Source organism: Nocardia sp. CA-151230 (assembly GCF_050942175.1).
Lineage (GTDB): Bacteria > Actinomycetota > Actinomycetes > Mycobacteriales > Mycobacteriaceae > Nocardia.
Map to the genome: position 1 here is coordinate 5,443,316 of NZ_CP192061.1, position 17,447 is coordinate 5,460,762.

Here is a 17,447-nt window from a genome sequence, read left to right on the forward strand (position 1 = left end):
CTATCAGCCGACACCGGAGCGGTACGGGGTGGGTTATCAACTGGGACAGGTCGTTCCGCACTCCGACGGCACCCAGCTGCAGGCCGAGGTGCGCTACCCGACCGATCCGGCGACCGGGCAGCGGGCCGCCGGCGAGTTCCCGGTCATCGTCAACTTCACCACCTACGGCGCGGTGAAGCGCGCTCACCGCCGCCATCACCGGCGTCATCGACGATCTGCACATCCAGCTCCCCGATCAGCTGAGGGACGCCCGCCGCATCATCAATCAGGCCACCTCCATGCAGGACATGCTGGTGCGGCACGGCTATATCGAGGTGACCGCGGACGTGCGCGGCACCGGCGGTTCGACGGGCGCGTGGAGTCCGGCCTCCGAGCAGGACGGCAAGGACGGTGCGGAACTGGTGGACTGGGCCGCGGGGCTGCCCGGCTCCAGTGGCAAGGTCGGCATGTACGGCTATTCGTTCCCGGGCCTGTCGGCCATGCGGACCGCCGAAACCGTCGGCCCCGGTTCGCCATTGAAGGCGATCGTGCCGTTCGCGGTGCCCAACAACATCTTCGACGAGGTGCTCAACCACGACGGCATGATGAGCCCGCTGCTGCTCACGGTCATCTCGCTGATGGTTCCATACCTCAGCCTGATCGGGCCGTTCCTGACCGCCGCGGTCTCGCCCCGGATGTTCCTGAAGTCCCTCGGCGATCACCTGCTGGCGCTGGTCGGCCCGGACACCAGCACGGTGAAGCTGCTGATCGACGCCTATACCAGCGGCTCCACCGCCTACGACAACACCTGGTGGCGGGACCGGCGTTTCGAGACCGGCCTGCACAACCTGGTCGACAACGGCATCGCCATGTACCAGGTGGACGGCTGGTGGGATCTGTATCAGGAAGGCGCGGTGCGCAATTACGCGCAGCTGCAGAATCTGGCGGCCGGCCGCGACCAGTTCGCGCCGATGGCTCCGGGTCAGCAGGCAGACGGGCGTTACCAGTTGCTCATGGGCCCTTGGTATCACGTCGGTCTGGGGCTGGGGCCGGGCTCACGCATGGACACCGATCGGATCACCCTGGCGTGGTTCGACCGGTGGCTCAGGGACATTCACAACGGCGTCGACGAGACCGGCACACCGCTGCACGTCATCGACGCCGCCAACAACGCCGCCGACACCGCGCGCTATCCGTTCGAGCAGGCGGTGGTCCAGCAGCGCTATTTCGACGGTGACCGTCTCGTCGCGGACCAGCCGACGGCCGCCGACGCCTCCGATCGCCTGGACTACACCGGCATCGACAACATCTGCAATCGCGAGTCGCTGGGCCAGTACACGGCGGGCCTGCTCGATTTCGTGTTCCGGATCTTCACCGTCTCCAACCCGTGCACCGAATGGGTGCAGAATCCGACGGCGGGCCTGCGCTACACCATGGACCCGGTGACCGAGCCGACCGTGCTGGCCGGGCCGTCGACTGTCACCCTGTACGCCTCCTCCACCGGCACCGATGCGGCGTTCCAGGTGTGGCTCGACGATGTCGCGCCGGACGGGACGGCCGTGAACATAACGGGCGGTTCGCAATTGGCCAGCCAGCGCACCCTCGACGACGCCAAGACGTGGACGACCGCCGACGGCACCGTCTACGCGCCCGAGCACACCGTGCTGAAGGAGAACGAGCAGCTGCTCACGCCGGGCGACGTGGTGAAGATGCAGGTCAAGATCCGGCCCGCCTTCCACCGGCTCGAACCCGGCCACGCGCTGCGACTGCGCATCAGCAGCGGCACGTTCCCCTCGACGATCCCCGATCCGGCGGATCTGGGCCGGCTGCTGGGCACCTCGCAGCAGATCCAGAAGAACGCCGTCTATCCATCGGCACTGGTGGTTCCACTCGGACCGGCGGATTCGTTCACGCACTGAGCCGGACAGCCGGGGACGCAAAGGTCCGTGCACGCCGTCGATTCGGCGGGCGCGGCTTGCGGACGCCGCTGCCCGCCCGCGAAGATCGACCCCGTGACACGCTGACGGACTCGAGGTTCCGGAGGTCCGCCACCGCTACCGGAATCGGCGGCCGCGGTGGCGCGCTTCCAGCTCGGCGAGGGGCCCGCGCCCACGGTCGTCCCGCTGCGCGCCGCTACAGATGCATCCAGTTCGGCCACACCCGTGACCACGGCTGCTTCGGGCCCGAGCACTTCCAGATGGTGACGTCCTGGGTATTGCCCTTGAAGCCCAGCCGGGTGTCCACCTTGCCGACGGGTTCGACGTGCTCGAACTGGCTGCGCAGCACCGCCTCGGAGCTGCCGACGGCCAGCACCGCGGTGGCGTTGTCGGGCGGGGCGCCGAAGTAGCCGAAGCCGCGGCTGGGGCTGTACAGCGGCGGTAGCCGGTCGCGGCCGAGCTCGTCGAGAGCGCTCGCCTGCCAGTAGGTATCGGTGATGATGACCGCGTGCGCGCGCTCGGCCGGGGTGAGCGCCCGGTAGGCGCGGATTACCTCCTCGGTGAGCTCGTGCCAGCCGAAGGAGCCGTATACGCCGACACTGATGGCGGCCTCGGCGTCGTCACGGGGCGGGTGCACCTGATCGGCGGGCCGCCACGGGGTCGAATACAGGGTGAAAACCGTTGCGCCCAGCGCGAGTACGGCCACACCCGCGATGAGCGCCCGCCGCCCCACCGGCCCGATCCGCTCGGCCGTGCCGACCACGCCGACCGCGCCCGCCGCGATCAGTACCGCATACATGCCCGCCGCATAGTAGATCCGTCCGCCGGTGATCAGGAACGCCGCGTACAACAGCAGCAGGGTGACACCCAGAAATCGGTAGGGCCGCAGCACATCCCAGCGCAGCAGCACCCACAGTCCCCACACCAGCAGCAGGGCGCCCAGATATCCCGCCAGGCTCACCGACATCGGCACGAACAGCAGCCGCCCGCCCAGGATCCCCTGCTCGGATCCGATCACCCCGCCCATCCTCAGCTGCGGCCAGGAGTGCCGTGCCTGCCAGATCAGCTCGGGCACCGTCGCGGCCACCACGATCGCCCCGCCCACCCACAGCAGCGGTCGCCGCACCAGCTCGCGCGGCCCGCACAGCAGGCTGCTCGCCGCGACCGCGATCCAGAAGAACGGGATCAGCCACTTCACCTGCATATCCAGCGCGGTGACCAGGGCGGCGGCCAGCAGCAGCCGATCGTCGCGGGTCCGCACCCAGCGCACCACCAGCCAGGTGATGATCACCCACAGCGCGGTGTCGACGGCATTGGTGGTGAGCATGGTGCCCTGCAACAGCAGGAACGGCGAGCTGGCATACCCGATCGCGGCGAGCAGCTGCGCCCAGCGGCCGCCGTCGAACTCCCGCGCGAGCATGGCACAGAGCACGATCGCGGTCACCGTCAATGCGACCGACGGCAGCCGCAGCACGAAGAACGATCCGGGCGCGCGGCTATCCGTCAGCCACGCCAGCAGCGGCAGCACCGGGCCCTGATCGGCGTACCCGAACGCCGGCCGCCGGCCCGCGGCCAGGAAGTACAGCTCGTCCCCGAAATACCCGTACCGGCTCGCCGACAGCAGCAGCACCACCGCCGCCGGCACCGCGACCGCCGCGGCGGTCCACCACACCCTGGGCGGGCGTTCCTCGGCCTTGGCGTGCCGTCCGGCACCGTGCGGCCGGGCTGGGCGATTCATCACATCGGTCAACGCGCACTCCTCGCCGACGGGTCATGCTGCGAACACTCCGGAATCTACAGCTTCTTTCCAGCAAATTCCGGACACGGCGCCGCGAGATCTATACTCGATGCCGGTGTGACTGCCGCACAACGCGTTTCAGCGAAGGAGGCCGGCATGACCGACCAAACCCCCGAGACCAATCCCTACGGGACCCCGACCACCACCGGCCCGGAGGCGATCCCGTCCTATCAGAACCTGCTCAATATCTTCATTCGCGGCCTGCTGCGGGTGCCGGTGCTGTCTGCCCGGGTCGGCAAGCGGCTGTGCGTGCTCCACGTGGTGGGCCGCAAATCGGGCAGGCACTACGACGTACCCGTCGCCTACACCCGCCACGACGGCGACGTTCTGATCGGCACCGCCAAGCGTCCGTGGGTCAGCAATATCCGCAAGGGCGTGCCCGTCGAGGTGTCCTTCGGCGGGCCCAGGCACACCGCCGACGCCGAGGTGGTCACCGATGCCGAATCGGTGGTGCGGCTGTCGGAGGCCATCGCTCGCGACAACAAGCAGTGGGCCAAGTTCAACGGCATGGGCGTCGATGCGGCGGGCAATCCCAACCTGGCCGATGCCTATCAGAGCTGGCAGCAGGGCTGTGTGATCATCCGGCTGACCGTGCGCTGATCCTCCGGCTCACGCGTGCTGAGCCGCCCGCCGGGCGTCAGTCGGCGCGCCGGGCCTGGACGTAGTCCTCGGCGTCCAGGCTCACCAGCACCTGACGCACCAGGGGCGGCGCCCACGAGGCGGAGGCGTCGTGGCCGACGACCGGATCGGTGAGGGCCACCGTGTGCCCGCGGGTCTCGAACTCGAAGGTCCCCGCCGCCCGAATGTTCTTCAGCCAGTCCACGTCCCGCCCGTAGGTCAGGGCGATGCGGTAGCCGCCGTCGCGCTCGAAGACCATGACCGGGGACCGGTAGACACGCCCGGACCTACGACCGCGGTGGATCACGATCCCGAAGTACGGCGTCACCCGGGCCCCGAGCCCCAGCACCGGGTTGCTGACCCGCCGATTGATCCTCGCGAGTAGCTTCGGCAGCGGCATGATCTCGTCCTCCCTGACGAAAACGGTTGCGCCCCTGAGGCTACGCCGGGAGCCGGGAGCCCGCGCGGCATCGCTACTGTGCACAGCAGGGCGCCGGGTCCCGCGGCGCGGCAGGAAGGAGAGCCCGGCCCATGCCGGAGATGATCGCGGTGTACGACGCCGCCGGTCGTGAGATCGGCGCGCAGGAGCGCGCGGTGGTGTACGCGGAGGGCCTGTGGCACGCCAGTGCGGGCGTACTCGTCCGCTCGCGCGACGGATCGAAGGTATACGTGCACAAGCGGACCGATACCAAGGCCGTTTTCGCCGGCATGCACGACTGCCTGGCGGGCGGGGTGCTGGATCCGGGCGAGGAACCGGCCGCGGCGGCGGTCCGGGAGCTGGGCGAGGAACTGGGCATCGAACTGGGCCCGCACGACGATCGGCCGTTGCCGCTGGCGAGTGCGTCCTGGGACGGCGAGTGGGCGGGGCGGCCGATGCGCTGCCATCTGTTCGCCTACGAGCTGCGCTACGACGGGCCGATCCGGCATCAGCCCGAGGAGATCGCGGACGGCTGGTGGTGGTCCGACGAGGAGCTGCGGTCGCATCTGGAGAACCCGGCGTGGCCGTTCGTGCCCGACACCCGGGTGCTCATCCCGGACCTGCTGCGCTGAGCCCACCAACGCCGACGGCCCATCGAATCCCGCGCGATTCGATGGGCCGTCGTGCTACTACGGTTTCAGGCGGTCGGCGTGGTGCCGCCGGCACTGCCGCTGAACAGACCCTGGATGGTCTTGATCAGAACCGCAGCAAAGAAATCCGAAGCGGATCCGGACACGAGGTACTCCTCATCTTTCAAATGACATGTCGGGCATGTGAATCATGCACGGTTCACATTCGAGGGGAAGCCATTTCCCGGGGAAACTTTTTCCGAACCCGACGAGGGCTACACGGTAGAACGCGTTCCACCAGGGTTTATATCGGTTTGATAAAATTGTGACTTACATCACGCAATGGCCGGAATGTACTACTTCCCGCCCTCGGCGAGGGTGACCGGCTGTGCGGCGTAGGAACTCCCGGTGACATCGACGCCCTGGGACTTCAAGCGGTCCAGGGCCTTCGTGACGTATTCGACGCTGTACGCGGCGGCGTCGGGATCCTTGGTGAGGACGGTCTTACCCTCCTGGTTGCGGGTGGTCTTCGCGATCGAGACGGTGCGGTCCCACGCCGCCTGGTCGATCATCCCGATTCCGCTCGGCGACGGCCAGATCAGCTTGTTCACCTCGGTGATCTGCCACTGCTGATGACTCGCGCCCAGGGTCGACCCGGCGGCCACGGTGAGATCGCGGCACTTGTCCACATTGTCGCGGCAGAAGGCCCAGCCCTTCAGCGAGGCGGCGATGAACTTCACCGTCTGATCTGCGTACTTGGCGTCCTTCAGCTTGTCGGTGTTGGCCCAGATGGCGTCCTGGAGCATGGCCACACCCTGATCGTTCCAGTCGATGGTGGCGAAATCGTCTGCCGTGTACAGCTTTCCGGTGGCGGGGTTCTTCACCTCGAGCAGCTGCGCGTACTCGTTGTAGGACATGGCCTGGGCGGCGTCGATGTCGTGGGCGAGGAAGGCGTTCATATCGAACTGCTGCTGGACCAGGGTGACGTCCTTGGCGGGGTCCAGGCCCGCCTTGGTCATGCCGGCGAAGAGTTCGAATTCGTTGCCGTAGCCCCAGTTTCCGACCTTCTTGCCCTTCAGGTCGGCGGGGCCGTTGATGCCCGCGCTCTTGAACGACACCTGTTTGGTGCCGGAGCGCTGGAAGATCTGGGCGACATCGGTGATGCCCGCACCGGCCTCCCGGGAGGCGAGGGCCTTGGGCACCCAGGCGATGGCGTAGTCGGCCTGTCCCTGGGCCAGAACGGTCTGGGGCACGATATCGGTGCCGCCGTCGAGGATCTGGACGTCGAGGCCCTGCTCCTTGTAGTAGCCCTGGGACTGCGCGGCCAGGTATCCCGCGAACTGGCCCTGCTTGAACCATTGCAGTTGCAGCTTGACCTTGGCGAGCCCGTCGGCGGTGGTCGAGGAATTGTCGGTGGTGCTGCATCCGGACAGTGCCGCCACCGCGAGGGTGGCGGCGGCCAGCACGGCCCGGATGCGGAATCTGCGGGTGGCACTTCTCATTTCGATCTCCCAGGGATGGTGCGGGGTCTGCGGGTGAGCTGTTCGAGCAGCAGCACGGCGGCCAGGAACACCAGGCCGAGGATCATGGCGGCGACCACGTAGGCCCAGGCGCGCGGATAGGCGGTATTGGCCGCCGCGGAGGTGATGCGGCTGCCCAGACCGTGCTGGAGACCGCCGAAGTATTCGGCGATGATCGCCGCGATCACCGCACCGGGCGCCGCGATGCGCAGACCGGTGAACAGGTACGGCAGGGCGGCGGGCAGGCGCACGGTGCGGGTGATCTGCCAGCCGGTGGCGGCATAGGCCGTCATGAGGTCGTCGTGCACCCGCGGGACCTGACGCAATCCCCGTGTGGTGCTGACGAAGACGGGAAAGAACACGACTATGGTGGCCACCAGTCGGCGCGGCAGATCCGTGGTGGTGGAGTACATGGAGTTCAGCAGCGGAGCCAGCGCCACGATGGGCACCGCCGCCGCGCCGGCCGCCAGCGCTCCGAGCACCCCGTCGACCACCCGGAAGCGCACGGCCACCGTGGCGGCGGCCATGCCGAGCAGCGCGCCGGCGAGCAGGCCGGCCAGCGCGTTCCTACCGGTGGCCAGGGCGGCCTCCAGGATGGCGTGGTGGTTGTCGGCGAACGCCTGTCCGATGGCGCTGGGCGCGGGCAGCAGGAACGACGGGACACCCGCCGCGACGGTCAGCACCTGCCACAGCACCAGCAGGGCGACGCCGAAAAGCACTGGCGGCAACCAGGATCGGAGCATGCGGATCATCGCATGTCCCGTCCGGCGGCGCTTTTCGGCGTGCCTGCGCCGCCGTGCCCCTCATGCAGGGCGGCGCGGACCGCGGCCACGGCGGTGAAGAATTCCTCGCTGGATCGGACCTCGTCATCGCTGTGGCGGTCCCGGCCGCCGGTGGACAGCACCTCGGTGATGCGCCCGGGGCGGGGGGTCATGACCACCACGCGGTCGGAGAGGAAGACCGCCTCCGGGATCGAGTGCGTCACGAAAACCGCTGCGGCGCCGGTCTCTTCGGCGATGCGCAGCAGTTCTCCCTGCATGCGCTCGCGGGTCATCTCGTCGAGCGCTCCGAACGGCTCGTCCATGAGCAGCAGCGGTGGTTTGCGGGCCAGCGCGCGGGCGATGGCGACGCGCTGCTGCATACCGCCGGACAGTTCGGCCGGGAAGCGCCGCGCGAATTCGGTCAGGCCGGTGATCTCGAGCAGTTCGGCACTGCGGGAGCGCCTTTCGGGCTTGCGCACTCCGTGCAGCTGCAGCGGCAGTTCGATGTTCTCCTGCACGGTCCGCCAATCCAGCAGTCCGGCCTGCTGGAAGGCGATGCCGTACTCCTGATCGAGCCGGGCCTGCCCGGCGGTCTTCCCGTGCACCACAACGGTTCCCGAGCTCGGCTGCTCCAGGTCGGCCACGATGCGCAGCAGCGTCGACTTGCCGCACCCGGACGGGCCGATCAGGGAGACGAATTCACCGGCCGCGACGCGCAGGCTCACGTCCTCGAGCGCGGTCACCGCGCCGGCGGCGAATATCTTGCCGACGCCGCGCAACTCGACGGCGGGTATGGCCGCGGCCACCGCCGGTTCCGGTGCGGCCGCGGATGTCTCGACGGTCACGGGGTACCTCCGAACGAACGAACCTGTAGAGCGATGGTCACCGGGCCGCTCCCGCGGTGTGGCCGGGCCGGGCATAGCGGCGCAGCAGCACCTCGGCGAGCGAGACCAATCCGGTGAGCACCACACCCAGCAGGGCCGCGGCGATCACCGCGGCGTACAACCGTGCCGCATTGCCGGTCGACTGCTGGGAGAAGACGATGATCTGGCGGCCGATCCCGCCCGCGGTGCCGGTCGAGATCTCGGCCACCACGCAGCCGATCACCGCGGCGGCGGCGCCCAGCCGCAGGGCGGGCAGGATGTGCGGCACGGCCGCCGGCAACCGCAGATGTATCAGGGTGGCCCACCATCCCGCCGCACAGCTGTGCAGCAGCTCCACCGAAGCCCGTGCCGGAGACTGCAATCCGCGCAGCGTGCCGATGGCGACCGGGAAGAAGACCAGGTAGGACGCGATCACCACGATGCTCATCCACGGCTGCCACGGCCGGCCCGCGATGACGATCTTGCCGCCCCACCCCGCCACCAGCGGGGCCAGCGCGATCAACGGAACGGTCTGCGAGACGATCACATACGGCAGCAGCCCGCGCTCGACCCAGGTGAACCGCTGCATGAGCACCGCCAGCGCGACACCGACCACCGTGCCCAGGGCCAGCGCCAGCAGCGCGAGTTCGAGCGTGAATCCCGCCGTGCGCAGCAGGGTCGCGCCGACGGCGGTCTTCCCGTCCCGCTCCCCCAGCACGGTCAGCACCGCCCAGGAATGCGGGAGCGCGCCGTCGGAGGTGCGGGGCAGGACGCGCTGGTTTCCGATGCTCACGCCATTGGCCGGAACCAGCGCCTTCACCAGCTCCCAGATCGCGATGAGCAGGGCGAAGGCGACGATCGGATACAGCAGCCGCCATCCGCGCCGGCGGCCTGCGAGGGCGGTGCGGGCGAACGAGAATTCCTGCGGCTCGGTACTGGTCGGGGACGGTGGGTCGGTCGTCGTCACGCTCACGATCCGGTCACCGTGGCCTCGATCGGATGCGCCAGGCGCGGCAGCACGGATTCGCCGTAGGCCTCGAGGGTGGAGGTCTTGGCGTCGTGTTGCAGGTAGACCGCGAACTGATCGACGCCCATGGCCTCGAGCTCGCGCAACCGGGTCAGGTGCTCGTCCGGGGTGCCGAGAATGCAGAAGCGGTCCACGATGTCGTCGGGAACGAACTCGGCGTGCACGTTTCCCGCCCGGCCGTGCTCGTTGTAGTCGTAGCCGCGCCGCCCGGCGATGTAGTCGGTCAGCGCCTTGGGCACCTCGGAGTCGGAACCGTAGCGGGCGACGATGTCCGCGACGTGGTTGCCGACCATGCCGCCGAACCAACGGCATTGCTCGCGTGCGTGTTTCAGCGATCCGACGGTGCCGTCGGTGATGTAGGCGGGCGCGGCCACACAGATGGTCACCTCCCCCGGGTCACGGCCCGCGCGTTCGGCGGCGGCCCGGACGCGGGCGATGGTCCAGGCGGTGATGTCGGGGTCGGCGAGCTGGAGAATGAACCCGTCGGCCACCTCACCGGTGAGATCCAGCGCGCGCGGACCGTATCCGGCGACCCACACCGGTAGCCGGGACGCCTGCGCCCAGGGGAGGCGAACGGTGGTATCGCCGATGTGCGCGCTGCGGCCGTTGCCCAATTCCCTGATGACGTGGATGGATTCACGCAGGGTCGCCAGGGTGGCGGGCCGCCCGCCCAGGGTGCGGACCGCCGAATCGCCGCGGCCGATACCGCAGATGGTGCGGTTGCCGAACATGTCGTTGAGGGTGGCGAAGGTGGAGGCGGTCACGGTCCAGTCGCGGGTGGACGGGTTGGTCACCATCGGGCCCACCACGACCTTGCGGGTCGCGGCGAGGATCTGGCTGTAGATGACGTAGGGCTCCTGCCACAGCAGGTGCGAATCGAAGGTCCACACGTGCGAGAACCCGTGTGTCTCCGCGATTCTCGCCAGCTCCACCACCCGCGACGCGGGCGGCGTGCACTGCAGCACCACACCGATGTCCATGCGGCACTCTCCCCTCGTAGCTCGGGTTCGTCAGATGAGGTTCTGGGACAGGCCGCGTTTGACGTACCGCCCGTGGCCGGCGCTGCCCAGGTACTGCCCGGCGTCGACGATCACCCGGCCGCGCGAGAGCACGGTGTCCACGTGACCGTCGATCTCGAAGCCCTCGTAGGCCGAATGGTCCATGTTCATGTGGTGGGTCTTGCCCAGGCCGATACTGGTGTGCCCGTGGGGGTCGTAGATCACCACGTCCGCGTCCGCGCCGGGGCTGATGATGCCCTTGCGCGGGTAGAGCCCGAACATGCGGGCCGGGGCGGTACAGCACACCTCCACCCATTTCTCGAGGGAGATGCGGCCGTCCCCGACGCCCTGGAACATCAGATCCATGCGGTGCTCGACGCCGCCGATCCCGTTGGGAATCTTGCTGAAATCGCCGAGGCCGAGTTCCTTCTGGTCCTTCATGCAGAAGGGGCAGTGATCGGTGGCCACGGTGCTGACATCGCCGGTGCGGATGTAGCGCCACAGCTCGTCCTGATGACCTTCGGCGCGGGCGCGCAGCGGTGTCGAGCACACCCATTTCGCGCCCTCGAAACCCGGTGCGCCCAGGTTCTCCTCGAGCGAGAGGTACAGGTACTGCGGGCACGTCTCGCCGAAGACGTTCTGGCCCTTGCCCCTTGCCTCCGCGATCTGTTCCAGGGCCTGCTTGGCGGAGACGTGGACGACATAGAGCGGGGCGCCCGTCAACTGCGCCAGCATGATAGCGCGGTGGGTGGCCTCCTCCTCCATCTGCCACGGGCGCGTGACGCCGTGGTAGTACGGCGCGGTCTCGCCCCGCGAAAGCGCCTGTTCCACCAGCACATCGATGGCGATCCCGTTCTCGGCGTGCATCATGAGCAGGGCGCCGAGATCGCCCGCGGTCTGCATGGCGCGCAGGATCTGGCCGTCGTCGGAGTAGAAGACGCCCGGGTAGGCCATGAACAGCTTGAAACTGGTGACGCCCTCGGACACCAATTCGCTCATGCCCTTGAGGGATTCGGCGTCCACCGAGCCGACGATCTGATGGAACCCGTAGTCGACGGCGCAGTTTCCGGCCGCCTTCTCGTGCCACAGCGCCAGGCTGTGCTGGACTCGCTCGCCCGGCTTCTGCACCGCGAAGTCGATGATGGTGGTGGTGCCGCCCCACGCCGCGGCGCGGGTGCCGGTCTCGAAGGTGTCCGACGCCTCGGTGCCGCCGAAGGGCAGCTGCATGTGAGTGTGCCCGTCGACGCCGCCGGGGATCACGTACTTGCCGGTCGCGTCGATGACGGTGTCAGCGGTGGCGGCCAGGTCGGCGCCGAGTGCGGTGGATCCCGGCTGCACCACCGCGGCGATGGTCTCGCCGTCGATGAGAACATCGAGGGGCTGGGATCCGGTGGCGGACACCACGGTTCCACCGTGGATGAAGGTCGTGCTCACGGCTCCACCAGCTTTCCGTAGGCATCCGGACGCCGGTCCCGGTAGAAGGCCCAGCGGTCGCGCACCACGTTGATCAGGTCCATGTCCAGGTCACGGACCACCAGCTCGGGGGCGGTGTCGGAGGCGACCTCACCCACGAACTGCCCCTCGGGGTCGACGAAGTAGCTGGTGCCGTAGAAGTCGTCGTCGCCGTACTCCTCGATGCCCACCCGGTTGATGGCCCCGATGAAGTACTCGTTGGCCACCGCGGAGGCGGGCTGCTCCAGCTTCCACAGGTAGCTCGACAGTCCGCGCGAGGTGGCGGAGGGGTTGAAGACGATCTCCGCCCCGGCCAGGCCCAGCGCCCGCCAGCCCTCGGGGAAGTGCCGGTCGTAGCAGATGTAGACCCCGACTCTGCCGACGGCGGTATCGAAGACCGGCCAACCCAGATTGCCGGGACGGAAGTAGAACTTCTCCCAGAAGCCGTTGACCTGCGGAATGTGGTGTTTGCGGTACTTACCGAGGTAGGTCCCGTCGGCATCGACGACCGCCGCCGTGTTGTACAGCAGGCCCGGCTGTTCCTGCTCGTAGACGGGCAGCACCATCACCAGGCCGAGCTCGCGGGCCAGCGCCGCGAACCGCTCCACGGTGGGGCCCGGCACCGATTCGGCGTAGTCGTAGAACTTGGTGTCCTGGACCTGGCAGAAGTACGGCCCGTAGAACAGCTCCTGGAAGCAGATCACCTTTGCTCCCGCCGCGGCGGCCTGCCGCGCGTAGTCCTCGTGCGCTTTGATCATTGACTCTTTGTCGCCGGTCCAGCTCGTCTGCACCAGCGCCGCTCGAACAATCGCCATAGTTTGTGATACTGCACCTGAAACGAATTCGCTTGTGTTACAAGATGAAGGAAACGATTTCGTGACCGTAAAACCTCCGGCGCACCCGTCGGAGCCACCTCCGTCCCCCTCGCACACTGAGTCTGTGACCGCCGAATCCGCCGCCGACCTGGCCGCCGCCGCACACGACCGCACCGCGGCCGGGATCGCGGCCGGAATCGGGCAGCGGATCCGGTCCGGCGCGCTGGCACCGGGCACCCGGCTGCCCACCGTGCGCGAGGTGGCCCGGGAGCTGAAGGTCTCCCCCGTGACGGTGAACCAGGCGTGGCGGGCGCTGGCCGCCGCCGGGGCGATCGTGGCGCGCGGCCGGGCGGGCACCTTCGTCCAGGACGAGCCGCACTCCCCCCGCACGCCCGCCGCCGGACGCTATCAACGCCTCCACCCCCACTCCGACAGCGTCTTCCGCATCGACCTCTCACGCGGCACCCCCGATCCGGTGCTGCTACCCGACCTCACCGCCGCATTGCGCGGTCTCGGCGACGACGGCCGCATCGACGACCTGTCGGCCACCTACCTCGGTGAGGCCGTGCTCCCCGAGCTCGAGGCCGCCATTCGCGCGGACTGGCCGGCCCGCGCCGAACGGTTCACCATCCTCGACGGCGCGCTCGACGCCGTCGACCGCCTGCTCGCCGCCCACGTCCGGCTGGGTGACGCGGTGGCGGTCGAAAACCCGTGCTTCCCGCCGTTTCTGGACCTGCTGGCCCGGCTCGGGGCGCGTCCGGTTCCCATCGATCTCGACGAATCCGGTATGCGTCCGGATCGGCTGGCCGCCGCCCTGGCGGCCCGCTCCCCGGTCCTCGTGTTGCTCCAGCCGCGCGCTCAGAACCCCACCGGCGCCTCACTGTCGGCCCGGCGAGTGCGCGAACTGGCCGACGTGCTGGCCGATGCCGCGGTCGTCGCGGGCGGCACGCCGGTCGTTGTCGAGGACGACCACAGTTCGGGCATCACCCACGCGCCCCTGCGCTCCCTGGCGGCCCGCCTGCCGACCCGCACCGTGCACATTCGCTCCTACTCCAAATCCCACGGCGCGGACCTGCGCCTGGCCGCCGTCGGCGGCCCCGCCGACCTGCTCGACCCGCTCCTCGAACGGCGCATGCTGGGACCGGGCTGGACCAGCCGGCTGCTCCAGCGGGTGCTGCTGCACATGCTCACCGACGACGCCGCCCGCACCACCGTCACCACGGCCCGCGGCATCTATCGCGCACGCGCCGACGCCCTGCGAAAATCCCTGTCCCACCACGACATCCGCCTCCCCCGCGGCGACGGGATCAACCTCTGGTTCCCCGTCGCGGACGAGAACGCCGCCATGATCTCCCTGGCTGCCGCCGGGATCAAAGCGGCCCCGGGCGGCCCCTTCGAGGTGACCGACCACCCCCACACCGACCACCTGCGCCTCACCGTCGCCGCCCTCGCCGACTCCGAAATCCCCGAGGTGGCACGGCATCTCGCCACCGCCGCGGTGGCCGTGCCGACCTACCGCCGGGTCCGGCGGGCCTGACACCGCATCCCACCCAGCGGGCAGATCACGGGTCACGCCTGCCCCGGCGCAGTAGGAACGATCTCGACCCCGTCCTATCGAGGAGACCCCATGGACCAGCCGGAAACCCGACTCGCGCTGCGCGAACTGACCGAACGCTACGCCTCCCACGCCGACCGCCGCCGCGACGCGGCGATCGCCGAACTCTTCACCGAGGACGGGACATTGGTCATCGAGTGGGGTGGCGAGCAGCCCACGACGACGGTGTGCGGCCGCGCCGAGATCGAGGCGGCCATGCGGCCTCTCGACCGCTACCGCGTCACCCGGCACGTGATCGCCAACCAGCTGCTCGACTTCTCCGGTGACGCGGTGCGGGGCGAAACCTATTGCACCGCTTCCCATGTCTACGACGATGCCGACGGCTCCCGGGTCTTCGTCATGCACATCCGCTACGACGACACCTTCGCCCGCGACGGCGATGCGTGGCGGTTCCGGCGGCGCCGGCTCATCGTCGACTGGACCGAGGATCGGCGGCTGCGCAGCACCCGGTGATGCTCGGTCCCGGTGTGTGATTGCCCCCACCGGGACCATGCCGTCCGTTACAGTCCCCCGGCACGAACCGATGCTCTCATCGATGCGCACTGTCAATCGACGTTCCATGGAGGGGTACATGAACACGATCACCCGTAGCGTCACCGGCCTGGCCGCCGCGGCCGCCCTCACCGGTGCCGCCCTCGTCCTCGGCACGGGCCCCGCGGCCGCCGACGAGTGGCCGGTCCAGCAGGACCGCAGCCCCATCTACGTTTTCGAAACCCACGACTTCCTCACCCCCGGCGACCCCGACTTCTGGAACCCGCTGGTCAACCGTGCCCGCCTGACCTCGCCGTACGGCACCTCGACCCGCATCGCCTGCTCCGGCTTCCACGGTGTCACCACCAACTGCGTCCAGGCCGACGCCGACGGCAACCCGCACGCGCTGAAGCGGCTGCCGTTCAACTTCCCGAACGTGAGCGGCTCCGGAGCTCCCGGTGGCGGTGTCTCGCACTGGGTCTACCCCGGCTTCATCCCCGGGATCAGCTGACCGGCACCGGCAGCCACGCACGCGAAAGGGCTCGCATCCGAAAGGATGCGAGCCCTCTGCTTTTCCGGCTTACAGGTACTGGCCGGTGTTCGACTCGGTGTCGATGGCGCGGCTGGCGCTGGCGTTCTTCCCCGTCACCAAGGTGCGGATGTAGACGATGCGCTCGCCCTTCTTACCCGAGATGCGGGCCCAGTCATCGGGATTCGTGGTGTTGGGCAGGTCCTCGTTCTCGGAGAACTCGTCCACGATCGAATCGTAGAGATGCTGGATGCGCAGACCCGGATTGCCGGTTTCCAGGACGGACTTGATGGCGTACTTCTTGGCCCGGTCCACGATGTTCTGGATCATGGCGCCGGAGTTGAAGTCCTTGAAGTACAGGACCTCCTTGTCACCGTTGGCGTAGGTGACCTCCAGGAAGCGGTTGTCCTCGGACTCGGCGTACATGCGATCCACCACGCGTTCGATGGTGGCCTGCACGCACTTGCCGCGATCGCCGTCGAACTCCTGCAGATCCTCGCTGTGCAGCGGCAGCGTCTCCGTCAGGTACTTGGAGAAGATGTCCTGCGCGGCTTCGGCATCCGGGCGCTCGATCTTGATCTTGACGTCCAGGCGGCCGGGCCGCAGGATCGCGGGATCGATCATGTCCTCACGGTTGGAGGCGCCGATCACGATCACGTTCTCCAGGCCCTCGACGCCGTCGATCTCCGAGAGCAGCTGCGGCACAACGGTGGTCTCCACATCGGAGGAGACACCGGAACCGCGGGTGCGGAAGATCGAATCCATCTCGTCGAAGAACACGATCACCGGGGTGCCCTCGGACGCCTTCTCGCGGGCCCGCTGGAAGATGATCCGGATGTGGCGCTCGGTCTCACCCACGAACTTGTTGAGCAGCTCGGGGCCCTTGATGTTGAGGAAGAACGACTTGGCTTCCTTGGCATCCTCACCGCGCGCCTCGGCGATCTTCTTGGCGAGCGAGTTGGCAACGGCCTTGGCGATCAACGTCTTACCGCAACCGGGCGGACCGTAGAGCAGCACACCCTTGGGCGGGCGCAGCGCGTACTCGCGGAACAGATCCTTGTGCAGGAACGGCAATTCGACCGCGTCGCGGATCTGCTCGATCTGGCGCGAGAGACCACCGATGTCCTCGTAGCCGACATCCGGCACCTCTTCGAGCACCAGGTCCTCGACCTCGGCCTTGGGGATCCGCTCGAAGGCGAACCCGGCCTTGGTGTCGACCAGCAGCGAATCACCCGGCCGCAGTTTGCGAATCGGACGATCCGGATCCTCGAGGTCGTCCACGTCGACCAGGGCGGACAGCGGCCCGGACAACCAGACCACCCGCTCCTCGTCGGCATGCCCGACGACCAGCGCCCGGCGCCCATCGTCGAGAATCTCACGCAGCGTGCCGATCTCACCGATGGAATCGAAACCGCCCGCCTCGACCACGGTCAGCGCCTCGTTGAGACGCACGGTCTGCCCGTAGTGGAGGGTGGTGGTGTCGATATTCGGCGAACACGTCAGCCGCATCTTGCGCCCGGAAGTGAACACATCGACCGTCTGATCGTCGTACACGCCGATGAGGACGCCGTAGCCCGAGGGTGGCTGGCCGAGGCGATCCACTTCCTCACGGAGAGCGACCAGTTGCTGGCGCGCTTCCTTCAAGGTGTCCATCAGTTTGGTATTGCGAATCGTCAGCGAATCGACGCGCGCTTCCAATTCCCGTGTGCGATCCGGCGTGTCGGCGAGTTGCCTCCGGAGTGCAGCGGCCTCGGCACGTACTGCCTCGAGTTCCCTCCAGGCGGCCGAATCCGAATGTTCGATGGGGCTCATGATGCTGCTCCTCCCAGTCCCGGTCTATCAACGCTACCGGGCTCTAACCGTTCCCGCTTTCCGACATGGTTTCGTCGTGATCACATCTAGGCTGCGGCCTCCGGGCCGGACGAGCATGTTAGCCTGCCCTAACCTGTTTCCGGTGAGTTAATCGCCGGACCGAGCCGAAAGGTGCCGTTGATGCTCCTTCCCACCAGTCGTACTC

General features: G+C 68.3%; 16 protein-coding genes. 6 read left to right on the forward strand and 10 right to left on the reverse strand.

The window, feature by feature from the left end; translation table 11 throughout:
• The first annotated feature begins 260 nt into the window (after positions 1 to 260).
• The gene (locus ACQP1O_RS25865; RefSeq protein WP_433567790.1) at positions 261 to 1,898 is read left to right on the forward strand and encodes a CocE/NonD family hydrolase; all 1,638 of its coding nucleotides are present in this window, start codon (positions 261 to 263) and stop codon (positions 1,896 to 1,898) included.
• A gap of 214 nt (positions 1,899 to 2,112) precedes the next feature.
• Here the strand turns inward: ACQP1O_RS25865 and ACQP1O_RS25870 are convergent, their stop codons facing one another.
• The gene (locus tag ACQP1O_RS25870; RefSeq protein WP_433567791.1) at positions 2,113 to 3,657 is read right to left on the reverse strand and encodes a glycosyltransferase family 39 protein; all 1,545 of its coding nucleotides are present in this window, start codon (positions 3,655 to 3,657) and stop codon (positions 2,113 to 2,115) included.
• A 153-nt stretch (positions 3,658 to 3,810) separates the two neighbouring features.
• Between ACQP1O_RS25870 and ACQP1O_RS25875 the strand changes: the two genes are divergently transcribed.
• Positions 3,811 to 4,314, forward strand: a complete 504-nt coding sequence (locus ACQP1O_RS25875) for a nitroreductase family deazaflavin-dependent oxidoreductase (protein ID WP_433561051.1) — start codon at positions 3,811 to 3,813, stop codon at positions 4,312 to 4,314.
• Positions 4,315 to 4,351: 37 nt separating this feature from the next.
• Here the strand turns inward: ACQP1O_RS25875 and ACQP1O_RS25880 are convergent, their stop codons facing one another.
• The gene (locus ACQP1O_RS25880; protein ID WP_433561052.1) at positions 4,352 to 4,732 is read right to left on the reverse strand and encodes a nitroreductase family deazaflavin-dependent oxidoreductase; all 381 of its coding nucleotides are present in this window, start codon (positions 4,730 to 4,732) and stop codon (positions 4,352 to 4,354) included.
• A gap of 131 nt (positions 4,733 to 4,863) precedes the next feature.
• Here ACQP1O_RS25880 and ACQP1O_RS25885 point away from each other — a divergent pair, with 131 nt between their 5' ends.
• On the forward strand, positions 4,864 to 5,382 hold the full coding sequence (locus tag ACQP1O_RS25885; RefSeq protein WP_433561053.1) for an NUDIX hydrolase: 519 nt from the start codon (positions 4,864 to 4,866) through the stop codon (positions 5,380 to 5,382).
• Between the two features lie 353 nt (positions 5,383 to 5,735).
• Here the strand turns inward: ACQP1O_RS25885 and ACQP1O_RS25890 are convergent, their stop codons facing one another.
• From ACQP1O_RS25890 to ACQP1O_RS25920, 7 genes are read right to left on the reverse strand one after another with little or no spacing between them, the layout of a single operon-like run.
• A complete protein-coding gene (locus ACQP1O_RS25890) occupies positions 5,736 to 6,881 on the reverse strand; it encodes an ABC transporter substrate-binding protein (protein ID WP_433561054.1) in 1,146 nt (381 codons plus the stop codon).
• Positions 6,878 to 7,642 carry an ABC transporter permease gene (locus ACQP1O_RS25895; protein WP_433561055.1) on the reverse strand — a complete coding sequence of 255 codons (765 nt, stop codon included), beginning with the start codon at positions 7,640 to 7,642 and terminating at the stop codon, positions 6,878 to 6,880. Before ACQP1O_RS25895 ends, ACQP1O_RS25890 begins: the two co-directional genes overlap by 4 nt.
• Before the next feature lie 5 nt (positions 7,643 to 7,647).
• The gene (locus ACQP1O_RS25900; protein ID WP_433561056.1) at positions 7,648 to 8,505 is read right to left on the reverse strand and encodes an ABC transporter ATP-binding protein; all 858 of its coding nucleotides are present in this window, start codon (positions 8,503 to 8,505) and stop codon (positions 7,648 to 7,650) included.
• 37 nt (positions 8,506 to 8,542) lie between these two features.
• Positions 8,543 to 9,496 carry an ABC transporter permease gene (locus ACQP1O_RS25905; RefSeq protein WP_433561057.1) on the reverse strand — a complete coding sequence of 318 codons (954 nt, stop codon included), beginning with the start codon at positions 9,494 to 9,496 and terminating at the stop codon, positions 8,543 to 8,545.
• The gene (locus ACQP1O_RS25910) at positions 9,493 to 10,530 is read right to left on the reverse strand and encodes a TIGR03842 family LLM class F420-dependent oxidoreductase (protein ID WP_433561058.1); all 1,038 of its coding nucleotides are present in this window, start codon (positions 10,528 to 10,530) and stop codon (positions 9,493 to 9,495) included. Before ACQP1O_RS25910 ends, ACQP1O_RS25905 begins: the two co-directional genes overlap by 4 nt.
• A gap of 30 nt (positions 10,531 to 10,560) precedes the next feature.
• Entirely contained in the window at positions 10,561 to 11,982 is a 1,422-nt protein-coding gene (hydA, locus tag ACQP1O_RS25915) for a dihydropyrimidinase (RefSeq protein ID WP_433561059.1), read from the reverse strand.
• Positions 11,979 to 12,815 carry a nitrilase-related carbon-nitrogen hydrolase gene (locus ACQP1O_RS25920; protein WP_433561060.1) on the reverse strand — a complete coding sequence of 279 codons (837 nt, stop codon included), beginning with the start codon at positions 12,813 to 12,815 and terminating at the stop codon, positions 11,979 to 11,981. The genes hydA and ACQP1O_RS25920 overlap by 4 nt, the downstream gene beginning before the upstream one ends.
• A 124-nt stretch (positions 12,816 to 12,939) precedes the next feature.
• Between ACQP1O_RS25920 and ACQP1O_RS25925 the strand changes: the two genes are divergently transcribed.
• The 3 genes from ACQP1O_RS25925 to ACQP1O_RS25935 all read left to right on the forward strand — a co-directional run bounded on the left by ACQP1O_RS25925 (position 12,940) and on the right by ACQP1O_RS25935 (position 15,412).
• On the forward strand, positions 12,940 to 14,352 hold the full coding sequence (locus tag ACQP1O_RS25925; RefSeq protein WP_433561061.1) for a PLP-dependent aminotransferase family protein: 1,413 nt from the start codon (positions 12,940 to 12,942) through the stop codon (positions 14,350 to 14,352).
• Between the two features lie 90 nt (positions 14,353 to 14,442).
• Positions 14,443 to 14,883: a nuclear transport factor 2 family protein gene (locus ACQP1O_RS25930; RefSeq protein WP_433561062.1), complete on the forward strand. Its 441-nt coding sequence runs from the start codon at positions 14,443 to 14,445 to the stop codon at positions 14,881 to 14,883.
• A 118-nt stretch (positions 14,884 to 15,001) separates the two neighbouring features.
• Positions 15,002 to 15,412, forward strand: a complete 411-nt coding sequence (locus ACQP1O_RS25935; RefSeq protein WP_433561063.1) for a hypothetical protein — start codon at positions 15,002 to 15,004, stop codon at positions 15,410 to 15,412.
• Positions 15,413 to 15,481: 69 nt separating this feature from the next.
• Here the strand turns inward: ACQP1O_RS25935 and arc are convergent, their stop codons facing one another.
• Positions 15,482 to 17,242 carry a proteasome ATPase gene (gene arc / locus ACQP1O_RS25940; protein WP_433561064.1) on the reverse strand — a complete coding sequence of 587 codons (1,761 nt, stop codon included), beginning with the start codon at positions 17,240 to 17,242 and terminating at the stop codon, positions 15,482 to 15,484.
• Positions 17,243 to 17,447 lie beyond the last annotated feature (205 nt).